The sequence below is a fragment of the Neobacillus niacini genome (assembly GCF_000759675.1).
In the GTDB taxonomy this organism is placed as follows: Bacteria; Bacillota; Bacilli; order Bacillales; family Cytobacillaceae; genus Neobacillus; species Neobacillus niacini_A.
On sequence record NZ_BAWM01000018.1, the window covers coordinates 299987 to 316173 of the forward strand.

Genomic DNA, 16187 nt, shown 5'->3' on the forward strand with positions numbered 1-16187 from the left:
ACCCTCCTTTACTATGGAAGTGAAATTTGTTTCTTTTCCACCGATTCTTTGTAAAGTACTATAGTATTTCCAATTATTTGGACAATATTAGCACCTGTTCCTTCAGCAAGCTGCTCTGCCACAACGTTTTTATCTTCTTCACAATTTTGCAGAACACTTATTTTAAAAAGTTCTCTTGCCTCTAACGCCTCTGCCACTTGCTTTATCATATTTTCATTTACTCCGCCTTTTCCTACTTGGAAAATCGGGTCTAGATGATGTGCTTTGGATCTTAAAAATCTTTTTTGTTTACCTGTTAACATTTCACGCCTCCAAGAATCGTAATACATTTTCTCTCATTCTTTTTACATCCGGGAATATTCCTGTCCATTTTTCAAAGGCAAGCGCCCCTTGATAAACGAACATTTCAACTCCATTTTGAACAGTTGCTCCCTTTTGTCTTGCTTCTATTAAGAATTTTGTATCTAATGGGTTGTAAATTATATCACATACTAGAGATTGGGGATTTAAATTTCTCAGACTAATGGGTGTTTCCGAAATATTTGGGTACATTCCTATCATCGTTGTCTGAATAACCACATCATATTCATTCAAATGATTAGCTGCGTCTTCCAGCGATAAAGCTTTAGAGCGTGTTTCAAATGGACACGCCTCAATTAACTCTTCGGCTTTTGTGACCGTTCGATTCGTAATATCTAATGCAAAAGGCTTCATTTTCGCCATCGTAAAATAAATGGCTCTTGCAGCCCCTCCTGCCCCTATGACTAACACTTTCTTGTCAGAAAAGGATGAGATATAAGGATTTAGCCCTTTAATAAATCCATATCCATCCGTATTATAGCCGATAAATTTTCCATTATCATTTACCACAGTATTTACTGCACCAATACTCAATGCCAAATCATCGACACCATCTAAAAAAGGAATAATCGCACTTTTATGTGGTATTGTCACATTAAACCCTGATATTCCAATTGCCTTTAACCCTCTAATAGCGGTTTCTAATTCGTCTGGACTTACTTTAAAGGGATGATAATGAGCGTCGATTTCATAATATGATAATACATCATTAAGCATGATCGGTGACATTGAGTGACCAATTGGATACCCCAAAACCGCAAAAAGTTTCTTCACCAGTTCCCCCCCATTTCCTTGTTCTTTAGATTAAAGATTTTCGCGTCAAGGTTTGTACACCCTTGGGCACATATGCAGCTATCTTTACTCCCGGCTCATTGACGGTTATCCAGCCAAGTCCAGAAAACACCACATCTGTTTTAGCATCCTTAATCGTAAATTCTTGTTTTACTAGCTCAGGAAATGTTCCTAATTCATCTTTTCGAGGCGGGGCAAGCATTTCCCCAAGATGATTTTGATATAATTCATCTGCATTTTCTGTTTTTGTTCGATGAATGTTTATTTCATTTGAAACATGGCAGACAAACGAATTTCTGCCCCCGCTAATATAATCGAATCTCGCTAGTCCTCCAAAAAATAGGGTTTGACCCTCATTTAATTGAAATACTTTAGGCTTTATTTCCTTTTTCGGAGTAATAACTTTAAGATCCTTCTTATCTACAAAGTGTGCCATTTGATGATGATTGATAATTCCTGGTGAATCAATCAGCGCTTTGCCATCCTCAAGCGGAATTTTTATGATATCCAAAGTGGTTCCAGGAAAATGTGATGTTGTAATAATATCCCCTTCTCCAGTAACCTCTTTAATAATTCTATTTATAAATGTAGATTTCCCTACATTTGTACATCCTACCACATAGACATCTTTTCCATTTCGCAATTCATCAATGGCAGCGGCCGTTTCTTTGATGAACTTTCCTTTTTCTGCACTGACTAAGAATACCTCCTCAGGTCTTAGCCCTAGCTCTTTTGATTCTTGTTTCATCCAATTAATCAATTTGTTATGTTTCACCGATTTTGGCAATAGGTCCACCTTATTACCCACAAGGACTATTTTGTTATTTCCTACAAATCGGTGTAATCCTGGCAGCCAGCTTCCATTAAAGTCAAAAATATCAACAATCATCACGATCAATGCATCCGTCTGACCAATGCCATTCAAAATTTTTAAGAAGTCATCATCGGTTAAACTTACATCCTGGACCTCATTGTAATGTTTGAGACGAAAACAGCGCTGACAAATAATACTATCCTTTTCGAGTGCTGATTCCGGTGCATATCCTAATTCCGCAGGGTTTTCAGTTTGGACCTTAACCCCGCAGCCCATACATAAATATTGCTCTTGTTCACTCACACTTTAATCCTCCCATTGAATCATGCCTTTTTTCCTGAACCAGTTCAAAATTCTACGTTCCGCAAAGCGGTTAAATTTAGTAAAAAACCCATCTGTTTGCGTTACAGGGACAACAAGAATCGTATGAAATCCGCTACGATTCCCACCTAAAACGTCTGTTAATAATTGATCACCAATGACAACAGCTTCTTCCTTCTTGATTCCCATTTGGGAAAGAGCCTTATTAAACGCGCGCACCATCGGTTTACGTGCTTGAAATATAAACGGAATTTGTAATGGATCCGAGAATTCCTTCACACGGCTTTCATTATTATTAGAAACAATTGTAACGAGTATATTGTGTTTTTTTACTTGTTCAAACCATTTTATGAGCTCAGGCGTGGCATTCGGACGATCCCATTCCACAAGCGTATTATCCAAATCAGTAATAATTCCCTTAATCCCTCTTTTTTTCAAGTCTTCAGGACGAATATCTAATATGCTTTTTACATGCTCATCAGGTAGAAATATCTTTAACACTAAGCTTACACCTCATTAATTCATCTGTTTATCTGTACCATCATAACCAATTTTGCCAGTTGTATCAAAATATAACTATTATAGCTGTTATGTTTTATTATTTGTCAAACTCAAACATTTTTGCTGTAAAGACGAAATAAAAAATATTTTTCGACAAAATATCAGCTTTTACACTCCTGTGGATAAAGTTATTAACAATATACCCTTTGTTTCAGTCACTTTTATATACTTTATAAACAAATTAATCACAAGTTATCCACTGCTAATTGTGAATAATTGGAAAGGTTGTCCTATCCAAGTTAATTTGGTAGATTTAGGGTACACTAATTGAACCTACCAATTTATGCTTGATTTATTCAATTTAGTACCATTTATTTTTCTTATGGAGGTGCATTCTGGCTTGCGTAAACTGTCAGATGAATTATTAATCGAATCCTACTATAAAGCAAGAGAATTAAATCTAAGTCCTGAGTTTATTCATCTTATCGAAACAGAAATTCATCGTCGTTCCTTATTTAACAAAATGAAAATTTCTTCTTAAGATGATTACCCATACGCCCCTAGAGGGCTTTTTCTTTTTTGCAAAAAGGAACGGCACTAATCAAACGCCGCCATTTTCCTTTACCATGACTCCGATTTTTTCGCCAATTCTAATATCCTTTGGTGTATGAATAGAAGGATCTAGCTGAAAAATTCCTTTTTCGAACAACAATACGATCGTGGAACCGAAACTAAAGTAGGCCATTTCCTCTCCTTTTTGAAGCGTCATTCCTTTATGAGTTTTTTCAATGGAGTTTACAAACATGGCTCCCACTTTCACAATAGCAATATGCCCACTTGCTGTATTCACTTCTGTAATCATTCGATAGTTTTTTGCTAAAGTTCTAACACCATATTTTAAACCCATTTTATTTACAGGATATGATTTTGAACCGAGCGTCCACTGTTTCACAATGGTACCCGTTATAGGACTATGAATTCGATGGTAATGACTCGGGCTTAAATAGAGCACCATATATGTACCATTTAAATACCTTGTTGCTGTCTCCTGATTTCCTAACATTTCTTGTATAGAATAAGACTTACCCTTGACAACCATTTCGCTTGTTTGATTAATGGACCCGACATCCTCGATCACGGCATCTACTGGGCTAACAACCGAGTCATTATTTTTATCAACGATTCTCACTTCTTTTTTTAGAGTCCTGATAAATAAATCGTGTAGTGTAGGATACTCATGTAAGGTTTTTTCCATTTCATCCTGATTTAGTTCATAAATTTTCGCGAACGAAGGAACAACAAATCTGCTGATCCGTGAGCGTGCAAATCGCTGTAAAATGACTGATGTCCATTTCCCATTTGTTAGCTCTATCATTAAACGATATACTTGCTTTAACATTACATGACCCCCAAAAAGTGTAAAAATACTCTTTACGAAACTGTTTAAAAAGCTTAGAATTAAATACAATAGATTAACCAAAATAATAAAGTTCTCTTCCGGCTTGTTGAAAAGGAGTGGTGGAGCTAAGATGTTTTTATTAGACGTTTTTGATTCTACAATTAAGAAACTTAAGTCCCAAACTGCAAATGTCATTACTTTAACAAATTTATCTTTTGGTGGTTTTGCGATTATTTTTGCCATGGAAGGAAATTTACGATTAAGCTTGCTATTAATTTTTATTGCAGCTTTAGCTGATCGATTTGATGGTATGGCTGCAAGAAAATTTAATATCGAGTCAGAGCTAGGCAAACAATTAGATTCCATGAGTGATATTATATCATTTGGAGTCGCGCCTGCACTATTACTATATCAAGGAATTTTAAATGAATATGGTGGACCTGGATCCTTCTTTACCGTCTTCTATATCGGTTGTGGTGCTTTTAGATTGGCTCGCTTTAATATTACCGAAAGTAACGGGTATTTTACAGGCTTACCGATTACAGCAGCTGGCTGCTTAGCAACCTTAAGCTTTTTAGCTATTCCATACGTCCCAGCTCAGACCTTCTTATTCATTATCATCATACTATCATTTCTAATGGTTAGCCCATTTAAACTTAAGAAAATGTAACGAAGAAAAGCGGAAGCGCCTTGTTCAGGGGCGACGGGCATAAGACGAGCCGGCGAGAAGGTTGTTCTTTAACCTTCTTGACGGATTGGCTTATGACCCCGAGCCCCTAGGCGCTGGAGCTAGACAAGCAAAGCCCAGCTAAAGAGCTGGGCTTTATTGTTATTTATTTTCGGTTAATTGAAGGAATTCATCAATATCATCGATACAGATTCTTACAGCTTTTTCCCAGAAATCTTTTTGAACTAAGTCCACTTGTAAATGCTTAGCTGCCAAATCCTCGACGGTCATGGAAGCGGTATCTCTTAATAAGGCAATATATTTTTCTTCGTATCCTGCACCTTCCTCAAGTGCCTGTGCGTATATTCCAAGTGAGAACAAGTAACCAAATGTATATGGGAAGTTATAAAATGGCACGCCAGTGATAAAGAAATGAAGCTTGGATGCCCAGAATAATGGATGATAGTCGTCCAAAGCCTCACAATAGGCTTCCTTCTGAGCTTCTTCCATCAATTCGTTTAAGGTTTCAACGGACACTGGACCGAGCTTTCTTGCCTCATAAAAACGAGTCTCGAACAGAAAGCGAGCATGGATGTTCATTAAAAGAGCAACCGTTCTTTGGATTTTATCATCCAGTAGTGTGAGCTTTTCTTCTTCGCCCTTAGCATTTTTTACTGCTGCGTCTGCAACAATCATTTCTGCAAAGGTCGATGCGGTTTCAGCTACATTCATGGCATACCCGCGATTGAGATAATGTACTCCTCTCATCGCATAGGAATGAAAACCATGACCTAGCTCATGAGCAAGTGTAGAAACATTGGAAGGAGTTCCGGAATAAGTCATGAAAATACGAGATTCTTCACTTTCCGGGAATCCAGTACAGAAACCACCCGGTGCTTTTCCAGGACGGTCCTCAGCTTCAATCCATTGGTTTTCAAATGCCATCTTTGCAAAAGAAGACATCTTTTCACCAAAAAGGGCAAAATTTTGTTCAATAAATTCAGCACCTTCTTGATAAGAAACCTTTGACTCTGTTTTTCCATAGGGAGCATCTAAATCGAACCAGCTTAATTTTTCAAGACCTAAGAGTTTAGCTTTACGGTTCATATATTCTACGAGTGGCTGTTTATTTTCAGAAATAACTGCCCACATTGTTTCTAATGTTTCTTTTTTCATTCGGTTAATACTTAATGGTTCTTTTAATACATCTTCCCAGCCTCGTTTTTTATAAACATTTAAACGGAAACCTGATAGATGATTTAATGTTTTCGATAAATAATCAGCCTGCTCATTCCAAGACTTTTCCCAGCTTTTAAAAACTTCTTTACGTACTTCCCTGTCAGAGCTCGAAAATCTATTGGAAGCCTGACCAACTGAAAGTTGATTTACCTCACCATTTTCCTCAACAGGAACCTTTATTTTACTTACAATGAGATCATACAATTGTCCCCAACTGTGATACCCATCAACGCCTAATGCACTAATTAGAGCTTCTTCTTGTATCGAAAGTTTATCTTTTGCCCGTTCACGCCTTTCAGTTAGCGAAAAGGTCAACTCTACCAGATAATCATCTTCTAACACTTGAGCCCATACATCGTCATTGATGGATGATAGCAGGTTGTCAAATGCACTTAGCGCAGATTGAAAAGTGGCACTAAGCCCAGTCACAGTTGCCTCAAGTGCATAAGCTTTTTTATCCTCTGTATTTTGCGCCTGCAGGCAGCCTACAAATGCCCCTGCTTGGCGAAGCTTTTTACCCGCTGTTTCAAAATCTGTCAGCAATTCCTTTAAATAAACCTTATCCTGAGCTGTATTAAGTGGAGTCCAATTGTTTACTTTTGTTTCGAAAATCTCAACTAATTCCTTCGTATCCTTTAAGTGGTCCGCTAGTTCAACTGAATCGCTTCCACCTTTGAAAAACACTTCAAGATTCCAAACATCTGAATATGTAGCAGCTTTCATAATGTTCCCCCCTTATTTATGTACCTTTTCATTATAATTTTTTTTTTTGAAAAATTCTATTATTCAAGTTTCACATAAAAATAGCTATAAAAAACAGAGACGGAAAAGGTCCGGCTCTGTTTCTTAGTTCTTTTTCTTCCGTTCTTTTTCAGCACGATAAAATTCATGAAACATTTTCATTAGTGCTCGTTTTTCAATCCTAGAAACATAGCTTCGTGAAATACCCAATTCTTTTGCAATTTCACGCTGGGTCTTTTCTTTTTGAAGGTCAAGACCGAAACGGCCAACAATCACTTCCTTTTCTCGGTCGTCAAGGACATCAATATATTTCCGGATTTTTTCGAGCTCCATGTTTAACTGGATGGTATCGATCACATCTTCTGATTCCGATTTAAGTACATCGATAAGCGAGATTTCATTGCCTTCTTTATCCTGTCCAATCGGGTCATGCAATGAGACATCCTTTTTTGTCTTCTTTAGAGCCCTCAAATGCATGAGAATCTCGTTTTCTATACAACGGGCAGCATAAGTAGCAAGCTTTGTTCCTTTTCCCTCTGAATAGCTCTCAATTGCTTTTATTAAACCAATCGTTCCTATTGAAATTAAATCTTCTGAATCTTCCCCAGTATTTTCAAACTTTTTTACAATATGAGCTACAAGCCGTAAATTATGTTCAATCAACATATTACGAGCATGCGAGTCCCCTTCCGCCATTAACCGTAAGTATTTCCTTTCATCTGCAGCAGATAGGGGCTGCGGAAAAGCATTGTTTTTTACATAAGAGACAAGAAATAAAAATTCCTTAATTAGATAACCAAGTGCTGTGAAAATCCCTGCCATGCACATCCACCCCCGTGCTTTTTTAGGGCTTTGCCTATAACTAATTCCTATGTTAGAAACAGTGTGATTGTGTCTGTCCAAGACATTTTATTTAAAAATAGGCTTTGTTAAAGAATAATGTTGTTTTTTGGCCACTCGTTGATTGGAGTGGAAGGCACGAAGACTCCTGCGGGAGAAGCGAGACAGGCTCGGCGGTCGCCTGCGGAAAGCGAAGTGCCTGGAACGGAAATCAACAACTAAGATTAACAGAGCCTAAAAAGCCTTTCATCACACACATAAAAAAAGCATTGACCTATTAAAGATCAATGCTTTTTCATTATTCTACGCTTAGCTCTGCTGTTATTACACAGCCAATCGCCCCAGTTATGACCAAAGCCATCACGACCATGAACATGCTCCCCACCCCTTATGATAGATCCTTTAATCTACTTCGAATTTATCACATTTTCACAGTATCTAACTTAAGGGATTATGAACATTCTGTTAACAAACATTTACTTCTATTATCATATATTGTTATTTATGATATCATTTTTGAATTTTCTTTTTTGTCTTTATGAAAAGAAATAATAAAAAGTTATGCACCGGCATTTTTAGCTACCTCCTTGTACAGGCTAACTAAGTGGAATCTTTCATACTCCATAAGCTTGCTCCACGTTTTTGTACCAAATATATCATTGTAAACCCGCCTTTCTTTATTTATTATGGTTAAACCTTACTACATAATGCGATGAACGGATAATTGACGATCTTTTGTTGCTTCATATATTTTCTTAATTTGTTCTTGGTGCGCTGCTTCTTCCATACTCATCTCACGTTTTTTGATGGTAATGGATAAGAATAAAATATTTAAGGTCATGACTATCACCTCCCATAAAGGGTTTATTACATTAAATGATACGCAGTAACTTGACGGTCTTTGTGCTGATCATATAACTTTTCAACCATTTCATTTCGAATTGCTTCTTCCAGACTTTCTTTACGTTTCTTAACAGTAATTGAAAAAAATAAAATATTTAGAGTCATTTAAATACACTTCCTTTTTATAAGAGTTAATTTATAGTAAATGATAAATCGACATTTGATGTTCTTTGTTTTGCTCATAAAGTTTTTCAATCATTTCATTTCGAGCTGCTTGTTGAAGACTTTCTTCACGTCTTTTTAATGTTATCGAGATAAAAAATATATTAAGGGTCATAACTATCACCTCCTGGAATGTTTATTACATCAAATGATGTACGAAATTTTGGCGATCTTTGTTTTGCTCATACAGCTTTTCAACCATTTCATTTCGAACTGCTTGTTGAAGACTTTCTTCACGTTTATTAAATGTAATCGAAAAAAATAAAATATTTAGCGTCATACTATCACTTCCCTTTATAACCATTTTTGTTAATTTTATCCATTCCACAGGCACAAAAAGGCCGCAAGAAGATACTCCCTGCGGTCCTGTTTTTAGGCACAAAAATACCGCAGGGCGTCATTCTCCCTGCGGCATGGATATGTTAGGTAACTAAAAATTAGTTAAGCAATCCATTCCTGTCGGTCGAATGCACATTATTCAAATATCCAGTTGTCATACCAATAGCAATTCCAGTGTTAGCAACTCTTAATTTCATCATCATCTTCTTCGACCTCCTTCGGAATTTTTTACTTACTACGGTAATTATATCCAGCAACATACCCTTTGTAAACCATTTTTTGAAATTTTTTTAAAAAATAGTTAAATTGCCTGGATAAGGGTATCAACTCAAAAAAAATAAGCGTTCCGAAGGGAACGCTTATCTCTTGTTACCGTCTTCCATATCCTTAAGTTTTAGTTGGCACTGCTTCGATTGAATAAAAAGTAAGATCGAAAGTGCTAAAAAGGACATAGAGGAAATCATCATTATATTTACATCCATCTCACTTTTTGAGTCTGATGGAATAATTACACCTAAAAAGAAAAATACACCGACAGCGAGTAATACGACAGCAAATTGTTTAAAATCAACCATTTTTTCATAAATATTTTTTGTTTGTTTGTCCACTGTTGGTCACCTGCTTTTCTTAAAATCTACTAAGCTACTTTAACACAAAAAATAGCATAAATGTGAATGTAAATTTTAGAAAAACAGGTTGAACTATAAAAAAATAGTCCGGCACATCGGCCAGACTTTATTTTCTATTCTAGTGCCTGTTTTAAATCGTCAATCAAGTCTTCAACATCTTCAAGCCCTACTGAAATTCTAACTAGACCTTCCGTAATCCCTAGCTCAGCTCGTCGTTCCGCTGGAATCGAAGCATGAGTCATTCTTGCTGGTACTGAAATCAAACTCTCAACTGCTCCGAGACTTTCAGCCAAAGTAAAATAATGAATTTTACTTAAAAGTTTATCGGCGTTTTCAGCACTGCCAACATCAAAGGAAACCATACCACCAAAGCCTCTTACTTGTTTTTTTGCTATCGCATGATTTGGGTGAGACTCCAATCCTGGATAAAATACTTTTCTAACAGAGGGATGCCCTTGTAAGAATTGTACGATATCACGTGTATTGGACTCTGTTTCCTCCATTCGAATGCCTAATGTCTTAATACCCCTAATTAACAGCCAAGAGTCTTGCGGACCCAAAACCCCTCCAGTAGAGTTCTGGACAAAATGGAGATCTTCAGCAAGCTTCTCGCTATTTACAACCGCTAAACCCGCAACAACATCGCTATGACCGCCTAGGTATTTTGTGGCGCTATGCAGAACTATATCTGCACCAAGTTCAATTGGATTTTGCCAATAAGGTGTTGAGAAGGTGTTATCAACAATGGTTAACAAACCATGTTCTTTAGCAAGCTTTGACACTTCCTCGATATCGGTAATTTTTAATAGTGGATTTGTCGGAGTTTCTAAATGAATTGCTTTTGTATTTGGCTTGATTGCGCTTTTAATAGCCTCTAAATTGCTCGTATCAACAAAAGTAGAATCTATTCCTACACGGTTAAGTACTTTTGTCATAACACGAAAAGAGCCGCCATAAACATCATCTGTAAGAATGACATGGTCTCCACTGTTAAAAAGCATCATAACAGCTGTCATGGCAGCCATTCCTGAACCAAAGGCAAATCCTGCTTTTCCACCTTCTAAGTCTTTGATTAACTCTTCAAGAGCAAATCGAGTTGGATTTCCTGTTCTTGAATATTCATAGCCTTTATGACCACCTACACCTTCTTGCTTATAGGTACTAACTTGATATATAGGGAAAGAAACTGCTCCCGTTGCAGGGTCAGTGCTAATACCACCATGGATTAATTTGGTTTTTCTTTTCATTTCTATACCCCCCCTTCGAAAATCTTCTTGCTTAAATATCGCTCGCTTCCATCTGGGAAAATAACGACGATATTGGTATTAGGTGATGCAGATTCAGCTTCTAAAAGGGCTGCATGAAAGGCTGCCCCTGATGAACTGCCCACAAGCAGACCTTCTTTCAGCGCTAAATCTTTAACAACTTTAAAAGCATTATTGTCTGATATTGTATAGATTGCATCAAAGTAGGCTGGATCCATGTACTCAGGCATAAATTCCATACCAATGCCTTCGGTTTTATGTGGACCCGATTTCCCGCCATTTAAAATAGAGCCTTCAGGTTCAACAATTACTGTCTTGATAGCTTTATTTTGATCTTTCAAGTATCGAGCCGTTCCCATAAAGGTCCCACCTGTTCCAGCCCCTGCAATAAAGATATCTATATTTCCAGTCAATTGCTCCCAAATCTCCGGACCTAGTGTTTTATAATAGGTTTCGGGATTGGCAGGGTTACTAAATTGTCGCGGACAATAGGAACCAGGGATTTCATTAAGAAGTTCCTCCGTTTTCGCTATTGCTCCCTTCATACCTTCTTCAGTGGGAGTGTGAACGATTTTTGCACCTAGGGCTTTCATTAGCTCTTGCTTTTCAATACTGAATTTCTCAGGTACGCATAAAATAACCTGTATACCTTTATTTAAAGCAGCAAGTGCCAAACCAATCCCTGTATTTCCTGCAGTCGGTTCAATAATTGTCCCACCTTCCTGCAGTTTTCCGTTATCAAAAGCTTCTCTTACTAGCTCAAGACCAAGGCGATCTTTGACACTTCCCCCAGGATTCATGAACTCCAGCTTCGCAAATATGCGAACACCTTTTGGCAGTGCAAACTGAGCAATTTCTACCATTGGTGTGTGACCAATCAGTTCATGTACATTTTTGTAAACTTTCACTTCCCACCACCACTTTCGTGCTAGCTACCCTAAAGCTGCTACTATTTTCATTACCAAAGTAGCTGAATGGGTAGCGGCTTTGTCAATAAATTGATCAAAGGAAATTTCAGATTCCTTTCCGGCAATATCAGATAATGAGCGAATGATCACGAAAGGAACTCCGAAGCGATGTGCCACTTGTGCAATTGCCGCAGCTTCCATCTCAACAGCCTGTAATTTTTCAAACTTTGATTGTACAAACTTAACACGCTCAGGATCTTCCATGAATGAATCCCCAGTAACGATTAAACCTTTCACAATTTGGAATTTATCTAGTTCGTTAGCAGCGTTTTCCGCTACTTTAACTAACTTTTCATCTGCTAAGAAAGCTGCTGGAAGCTGTGGAACCTGCCCATACTCATATCCGAAGGCTGTTACATCCACATCATGATGACGAACTTCTGTTGATATAACTGCGTCTCCAACATTTAAATCAGGATTGAAACCCCCAGCAGATCCTGTGTTAATAATGCAATCAGGCTTATATTTTTCAAGCAGAATGGTTGTTGACATCGCTGCATTTACTTTTCCGATTCCAGAGCGTAGTAAAATCACATCTGCACCATGCATTTGTCCAAATGTAAACTCGCAGCCTGCAATCGTTTCTTGGGTTTGCCCCGCAATATTATTCCTTAATAACTTCACTTCTTCTTCCATTGCTCCGATGATGGCAATTTTCATATTCAGACCTCTCTCTTATTGTTTTACTCCTTCCATCAACCAGACAAAGCTATTGCAACGCGTAAACAGAACAATAAAACCGTTATTCTCTAAAATAGCTCTAATAACTGGAATTGTTGTATAGTATTCAGTTTCCAAATCATTTGCCAGGTTATGGAAGCCTTCTTCTTTTGCTTTTACGATAGCATTATTATAATCTTCCTCTGATTCAAACATCGTATCCGCAAACACTATTCTACCACCTTTTGAAAGCAGTTTTCCATATTTGGTAATCGCTTCAGCCTTTTCCAAATCGGAAAGATGATGGAATGCATAAGTACTGACAAATGTATCAACGCTTATTATTTCAGGAAAATGAAAAAAATCGCCATCAATAATTTTTACAGTGCTTCCAAGCTTAGCTTCTGCAATTTTCCTCATTGGTGAGGATGGCTCAATTCCAGTCACTTTTAAACCATTATCAATCAGCTTTTTTGTTAAGTTACCAGTACCAACTCCAAATTCTATAACATGACCATATGAACGATTCACGACAGATTCTAATATTTGTCTATAACCCGAAAACACTTCTTTGTATTCACCTTTATGCCCCAAAACCGTTTCATCATATGATTCTGCCCATTGTTCAAAAACATCTAAAAATTCTCTTCCCATACTGTCACCCTCCATATTATACACAATTCCTATAAGTATAGTATGAATTATTGGTGAACATGTTATCATATTTTCCTCTCTTATTTAATTTCTCATTGCTTACTAAGGTTGAAATAACTAGAATGTACATAGGGAAAGGATGATAACAATGATGAATTTTCAAATTGATTTTATTGAGGATAAAGTAGAATTTTTCGATGCAACAGACCTTAAAGTTTTAGAAAAGAAAATCGAAGCAAAAATTGAGGAAAATAAAGCAATCCTATTAGGAGTACATTCAGTCTCCCATCAAATGTATGTTAGCGAAAAGGGTCAAACATTCTTCACTGCAGTCGTTCACTTTAAACGAAAAAAATAGGATGGACAATCCATCCTATTTTTTCTATTCAATAACAGAAAGCTCTTCAACCTTTACAGGCTTCCAGCCTGCGCCATCAACCCATTCAAGGTAAACATTATATTTTTGCTGTTTGTCTTTAGAGGCAACGGTACTAAACGAGCCATTACCAGATGTTTTATCCCTGCCTAACCAATAAACAGTCATATTGCTTTCTTCCAACCCGGTTGCATAAGAAATTGCCTTTAACATTTCCTGCCAATCAACAGAGGAGCTGTCGTAAACTGGAGTATGTTCACCCGTTTGCACTGTACCTACAGGCTTCCAAGCAGGATTTTCAATCGTTCTTTGTATGTTTGAAGAGCCATCCCCCTCGGTCACTACTGCCTGTGATTCATCTTCCTGTTCAGGTGCAGAGGTTTCTTCACTTTCTTCATTAGTGCTTTCCTCTGTTTCATTATCTTTCTCAGTTTTCTCAACTACGTCTTTATCTTCCGTATTTTTATCCTCTTTTTCTGAGGATTGGTTTGCCGCTGTTTTTGTATCTTCCTTTTTAGGAGACGCTTTATCATCACCCGATAAAAAAATAGTGTAGGCTACAAAGAAAATGAGTGCTAGCACAATAACAATAAGACTATTTAAGATTAAGTTTGTTTTCTTTCTTTTTGCCCGATAACCAGAACGTGAGCCAGATTGGAAATCGTTACTCATTAAAATCCCTCCAAATAAACAAGCGGAAGCGCCGCTATACAATTAATATGGCTGTCAACATTCTAACATGAATTGAATAGAACTTGAAGGATTTTAACCTTAAGTTAATCCTTTTGTAATCCTTTGTCATTTTCATATAACATTTTAACCATATCGGTAAATAATAAGTTAACCCCGCCTTCTGAATCTAGAACATCCAGATTTACTACGACAAGTGCGTATTTGGGATTTTGATAGGGGAAATATCCCGCAAACCATTTATTATGCAATTGCTTATCATTTTCGTATTTTCCCGTCTCCGCCGTGCCTGATTTTCCAGCAACCTCATATGGAAGGTCTTGAAACCACTTTCCAGTCCCGTTTGGGTTTACAACGACCTCTCTTAACAATTTTTGCAGTTTCATAGCAGTATAAGGCGAAATGATATCACCAGATAACGCTTGATTTTCAAAGTTAACCATTGTAGTACCATTTTTATACTCAATTTTTGAGGCACTCCGAACCATTTCTTTTTTCCCACCTCTTGCGATTGTGGCCATCATATTGGCAACGGCTAAAGGGGTTGCCCGAACCTCATGCTGACCAATCCCTGACATTGCTGCATAGTTTGGATCTTTTTTAGCCTCTTCTGTTAAGAATACTCTTCCTTTATCTTCATCGACAAGCTGTTTAAAATTATTGGTATGATAAACTTCACCCTTCCAGCCTACAGTGCCGGTTAACGAAAGTTTCTCAGCATATTCCTCCAACAGGTTTTTATCTGTTTTTTGAAGTTCCCTTGCCAGTTCACCGAAGGTTCGGTTACAGCTTCTCGCAAAGCTATCAGTAAATGAGAGCATACCATAATTATATTTTACTTCAGGCTCCCCATTAATTTTTATACTGCAATTAAATAATCGGGTTGGGTCATCAAGACTTTGATCAATGGCTGCAGCCGCAACCACTGTTTTAAAAATAGATCCCATTATTTCTTGTTTCAACATTCGATTCGTAATCCCAGACCCACTAAAGGGGTCGTTTTTGTTGATAGCTGGACGGGAAACAGACGCAAGGACACTATTGCTTTCTATATCGAGGAGTACTAAGCCGCCCTTATTAATTCCATGCTTGTCCACTAGCTCCTCAGCCTTTTGTTGTAAACTTTTATCAATGGTTGTTCTAACATTTACGGGATAAAACGGATTAGCAGGATCCACATATTTTACATTTATTCCAAATAACGGGGCTCCGTCACCATCAACATGATAGACAAGTTTTGATTTCCCTTCAGGAAGCAAAAATTCATCAAAGCTTTCTTCAAGACCCGAAACACCAATTAGTGTTTTCTCAGAGAGCTCTTTATTCGGATAGCGCTTTTTTAATACTTCCGCATTTTCTCCGGTTAGCCCAATTAATTGCTCTGCAGGAAATTCTGCACGTTCAAACTTCTTTTCAATCGCAAATACACCCGGAATCTCTAGTTTGTTAATTCTCTCCATTTGTGAAGAGGTTAATTCCACAGGCTGAGGTTCACCATAAGCAAACGGTTTTTTTGCATCATTCAAAGCCTTGTTTATGCTTTCTTCTGATATTCCAGAAATGGTTGATACAGCCTCAATATCCCAAGTCATATTTTTCAAAAAAGGAAAGAGTACAAGAACGGGTACTTTTTTATGCGTAAGCAAATCTCCATTTCGGTCAAGAAAATTACCACGACCATTATCGATCACTAATTCTTGTGTTCTTTGTTGTACACTTTCTTCCAATAAATTCACATTGTGCTTCGAAAAAGTTTCTGTTTGGACTAGCTGGATTTGCATTAATCGTGCTGTAAGGACCAGAAGGCCTACTATGCAAAGGATGAGTAATCCTTTAATTCTTTTACGTATCATAAAAAACACCTCGT

The 16187-nt window shown here is 37.4% G+C and carries 21 protein-coding genes; 3 read left to right on the forward strand and 18 right to left on the reverse strand.

All coding sequences use genetic code 11. The features are described 5' to 3' along the window. Positions 1 to 11 precede the first annotated feature (11 nt). Genes yhbY through TR08_RS09735 form a run of 4 tightly spaced genes read right to left on the reverse strand, consistent with a single transcriptional unit; the run spans position 12 to position 2788 of the window. Complete coding sequence (yhbY, locus tag TR08_RS09720) at positions 12 to 302, reverse strand: ribosome assembly RNA-binding protein YhbY (protein WP_045517783.1); 291 nt, start codon at positions 300 to 302, stop codon at positions 12 to 14. A gap of 1 nt (position 303) precedes the next feature. Further along, the gene (gene aroE, locus TR08_RS09725; protein ID WP_045517784.1) at positions 304 to 1134 is read right to left on the reverse strand and encodes a shikimate dehydrogenase; all 831 of its coding nucleotides are present in this window, start codon (positions 1132 to 1134) and stop codon (positions 304 to 306) included. Positions 1135 to 1159: 25 nt separating this feature from the next. Further along, positions 1160 to 2242: a ribosome biogenesis GTPase YqeH gene (gene yqeH, locus TR08_RS09730; RefSeq protein ID WP_045517891.1), complete on the reverse strand. Its 1083-nt coding sequence runs from the start codon at positions 2240 to 2242 to the stop codon at positions 1160 to 1162. A gap of 30 nt (positions 2243 to 2272) precedes the next feature. Further along, complete coding sequence (locus tag TR08_RS09735; RefSeq protein WP_045517792.1) at positions 2273 to 2788, reverse strand: YqeG family HAD IIIA-type phosphatase; 516 nt, start codon at positions 2786 to 2788, stop codon at positions 2273 to 2275. A 400-nt stretch (positions 2789 to 3188) separates the two neighbouring features. Between TR08_RS09735 and TR08_RS09740 the strand changes: the two genes are divergently transcribed. Continuing rightward, on the forward strand, positions 3189 to 3329 hold the full coding sequence (locus tag TR08_RS09740) for a sporulation histidine kinase inhibitor Sda (protein WP_045517793.1): 141 nt from the start codon (positions 3189 to 3191) through the stop codon (positions 3327 to 3329). A 60-nt stretch (positions 3330 to 3389) separates the two neighbouring features. Here the strand turns inward: TR08_RS09740 and TR08_RS09745 are convergent, their stop codons facing one another. Then, a complete protein-coding gene (locus TR08_RS09745; protein ID WP_045517794.1) occupies positions 3390 to 4187 on the reverse strand; it encodes a phosphatidylserine decarboxylase in 798 nt (265 codons plus the stop codon). 130 nt (positions 4188 to 4317) lie between these two features. On the opposite strand from TR08_RS09745, the gene pssA reads away from it, so the two are divergent. Next, entirely contained in the window at positions 4318 to 4857 is a 540-nt protein-coding gene (pssA, locus tag TR08_RS09750) for a CDP-diacylglycerol--serine O-phosphatidyltransferase (protein ID WP_045517795.1), read from the forward strand. 159 nt (positions 4858 to 5016) lie between these two features. Here the strand turns inward: pssA and TR08_RS09755 are convergent, their stop codons facing one another. The 11 genes from TR08_RS09755 to TR08_RS09785 all read right to left on the reverse strand — a co-directional run bounded on the left by TR08_RS09755 (position 5017) and on the right by TR08_RS09785 (position 13254). Next, positions 5017 to 6816 carry a M3 family oligoendopeptidase gene (locus TR08_RS09755; protein ID WP_045517797.1) on the reverse strand — a complete coding sequence of 600 codons (1800 nt, stop codon included), beginning with the start codon at positions 6814 to 6816 and terminating at the stop codon, positions 5017 to 5019. Positions 6817 to 6939: 123 nt separating this feature from the next. Continuing rightward, the gene (sigK, locus tag TR08_RS09760) at positions 6940 to 7656 is read right to left on the reverse strand and encodes an RNA polymerase sporulation sigma factor SigK (protein ID WP_045517798.1); all 717 of its coding nucleotides are present in this window, start codon (positions 7654 to 7656) and stop codon (positions 6940 to 6942) included. A 718-nt stretch (positions 7657 to 8374) separates the two neighbouring features. After that, on the reverse strand, positions 8375 to 8515 hold the full coding sequence (locus TR08_RS30915; protein ID WP_081954419.1) for a YrzI family small protein: 141 nt from the start codon (positions 8513 to 8515) through the stop codon (positions 8375 to 8377). A 26-nt stretch (positions 8516 to 8541) separates the two neighbouring features. Further along, positions 8542 to 8682: a YrzI family small protein gene (locus tag TR08_RS30920; RefSeq protein WP_081954420.1), complete on the reverse strand. Its 141-nt coding sequence runs from the start codon at positions 8680 to 8682 to the stop codon at positions 8542 to 8544. A gap of 31 nt (positions 8683 to 8713) precedes the next feature. Then, positions 8714 to 8854 carry a YrzI family small protein gene (locus tag TR08_RS30925; RefSeq protein ID WP_081954421.1) on the reverse strand — a complete coding sequence of 47 codons (141 nt, stop codon included), beginning with the start codon at positions 8852 to 8854 and terminating at the stop codon, positions 8714 to 8716. A 24-nt stretch (positions 8855 to 8878) separates the two neighbouring features. Then, complete coding sequence (locus TR08_RS30930) at positions 8879 to 9019, reverse strand: YrzI family small protein (RefSeq protein WP_081954422.1); 141 nt, start codon at positions 9017 to 9019, stop codon at positions 8879 to 8881. Between the two features lie 418 nt (positions 9020 to 9437). Continuing rightward, the gene (locus TR08_RS09765) at positions 9438 to 9686 is read right to left on the reverse strand and encodes a YrhC family protein (protein ID WP_052427402.1); all 249 of its coding nucleotides are present in this window, start codon (positions 9684 to 9686) and stop codon (positions 9438 to 9440) included. Positions 9687 to 9820: 134 nt separating this feature from the next. Then, complete coding sequence (locus TR08_RS09770) at positions 9821 to 10954, reverse strand: bifunctional cystathionine gamma-lyase/homocysteine desulfhydrase (RefSeq protein ID WP_045517799.1); 1134 nt, start codon at positions 10952 to 10954, stop codon at positions 9821 to 9823. Between the two features lie 2 nt (positions 10955 to 10956). Continuing rightward, positions 10957 to 11880, reverse strand: a complete 924-nt coding sequence (locus TR08_RS09775; RefSeq protein WP_045517800.1) for a PLP-dependent cysteine synthase family protein — start codon at positions 11878 to 11880, stop codon at positions 10957 to 10959. A gap of 24 nt (positions 11881 to 11904) precedes the next feature. Further along, entirely contained in the window at positions 11905 to 12600 is a 696-nt protein-coding gene (gene mtnN / locus TR08_RS09780; protein ID WP_045517801.1) for a 5'-methylthioadenosine/S-adenosylhomocysteine nucleosidase, read from the reverse strand. 15 nt (positions 12601 to 12615) lie between these two features. Next, a complete protein-coding gene (locus TR08_RS09785; protein WP_045517803.1) occupies positions 12616 to 13254 on the reverse strand; it encodes a class I SAM-dependent DNA methyltransferase in 639 nt (212 codons plus the stop codon). Positions 13255 to 13405: 151 nt separating this feature from the next. Here TR08_RS09785 and TR08_RS09790 point away from each other — a divergent pair, with 151 nt between their 5' ends. Further along, a complete protein-coding gene (locus tag TR08_RS09790) occupies positions 13406 to 13612 on the forward strand; it encodes a DUF2536 family protein (RefSeq protein ID WP_045517894.1) in 207 nt (68 codons plus the stop codon). Positions 13613 to 13636: 24 nt separating this feature from the next. On the opposite strand, the gene TR08_RS09795 is transcribed toward TR08_RS09790, so the two are convergent. Together TR08_RS09795 and TR08_RS09800 are read right to left on the reverse strand one after the other, a co-directional pair. Continuing rightward, positions 13637 to 14302 (reverse strand): YrrS family protein, encoded by a 666-nt coding sequence (locus TR08_RS09795; RefSeq protein ID WP_045517805.1) that lies wholly within the window; start codon positions 14300 to 14302, stop codon positions 13637 to 13639. A 104-nt stretch (positions 14303 to 14406) separates the two neighbouring features. Further along, positions 14407 to 16173 carry a peptidoglycan D,D-transpeptidase FtsI family protein gene (locus tag TR08_RS09800; RefSeq protein WP_045517807.1) on the reverse strand — a complete coding sequence of 589 codons (1767 nt, stop codon included), beginning with the start codon at positions 16171 to 16173 and terminating at the stop codon, positions 14407 to 14409. Positions 16174 to 16187: the final 14 nt, after the last annotated feature.

What these genes read in the sequence shown, in the direction of transcription:
- yhbY (WP_045517783.1), bottom strand. Translation starts at nt 302, where the DNA reads ATGTTAACAGGTAAACAAAAAAGATTTTTAAGATCCAAAGCACATCAT.
- yqeH (WP_045517891.1), bottom strand. Translation starts at nt 2,242, where the DNA reads ATGGGCTGCGGGGTTAAGGTCCAAACTGAAAACCCTGCGGAATTAGGA.
- TR08_RS09745 (WP_045517794.1), bottom strand. Translation starts at nt 4,187, where the DNA reads ATGTTAAAGCAAGTATATCGTTTAATGATAGAGCTAACAAATGGGAAA.
- pssA (WP_045517795.1), top strand. Translation starts at nt 4,318, where the DNA reads ATGTTTTTATTAGACGTTTTTGATTCTACAATTAAGAAACTTAAGTCC.
- TR08_RS09755 (WP_045517797.1), bottom strand. Translation starts at nt 6,816, where the DNA reads ATGAAAGCTGCTACATATTCAGATGTTTGGAATCTTGAAGTGTTTTTC.
- sigK (WP_045517798.1), bottom strand. Translation starts at nt 7,656, where the DNA reads ATGGCAGGGATTTTCACAGCACTTGGTTATCTAATTAAGGAATTTTTA.
- TR08_RS30915 (WP_081954419.1), bottom strand. Translation starts at nt 8,515, where the DNA reads ATGACCTTAAATATTTTATTCTTATCCATTACCATCAAAAAACGTGAG.
- TR08_RS30920 (WP_081954420.1), bottom strand. Translation starts at nt 8,682, where the DNA reads ATGACTCTAAATATTTTATTTTTTTCAATTACTGTTAAGAAACGTAAA.
- TR08_RS30925 (WP_081954421.1), bottom strand. Translation starts at nt 8,854, where the DNA reads ATGACCCTTAATATATTTTTTATCTCGATAACATTAAAAAGACGTGAA.
- TR08_RS30930 (WP_081954422.1), bottom strand. Translation starts at nt 9,019, where the DNA reads ATGACGCTAAATATTTTATTTTTTTCGATTACATTTAATAAACGTGAA.
- TR08_RS09770 (WP_045517799.1), bottom strand. Translation starts at nt 10,954, where the DNA reads ATGAAAAGAAAAACCAAATTAATCCATGGTGGTATTAGCACTGACCCT.
- mtnN (WP_045517801.1), bottom strand. Translation starts at nt 12,600, where the DNA reads ATGAAAATTGCCATCATCGGAGCAATGGAAGAAGAAGTGAAGTTATTA.
- TR08_RS09785 (WP_045517803.1), bottom strand. Translation starts at nt 13,254, where the DNA reads ATGGGAAGAGAATTTTTAGATGTTTTTGAACAATGGGCAGAATCATAT.
- TR08_RS09790 (WP_045517894.1), top strand. Translation starts at nt 13,406, where the DNA reads ATGAATTTTCAAATTGATTTTATTGAGGATAAAGTAGAATTTTTCGAT.
- TR08_RS09795 (WP_045517805.1), bottom strand. Translation starts at nt 14,302, where the DNA reads ATGAGTAACGATTTCCAATCTGGCTCACGTTCTGGTTATCGGGCAAAA.
- TR08_RS09800 (WP_045517807.1), bottom strand. Translation starts at nt 16,173, where the DNA reads ATGATACGTAAAAGAATTAAAGGATTACTCATCCTTTGCATAGTAGGC.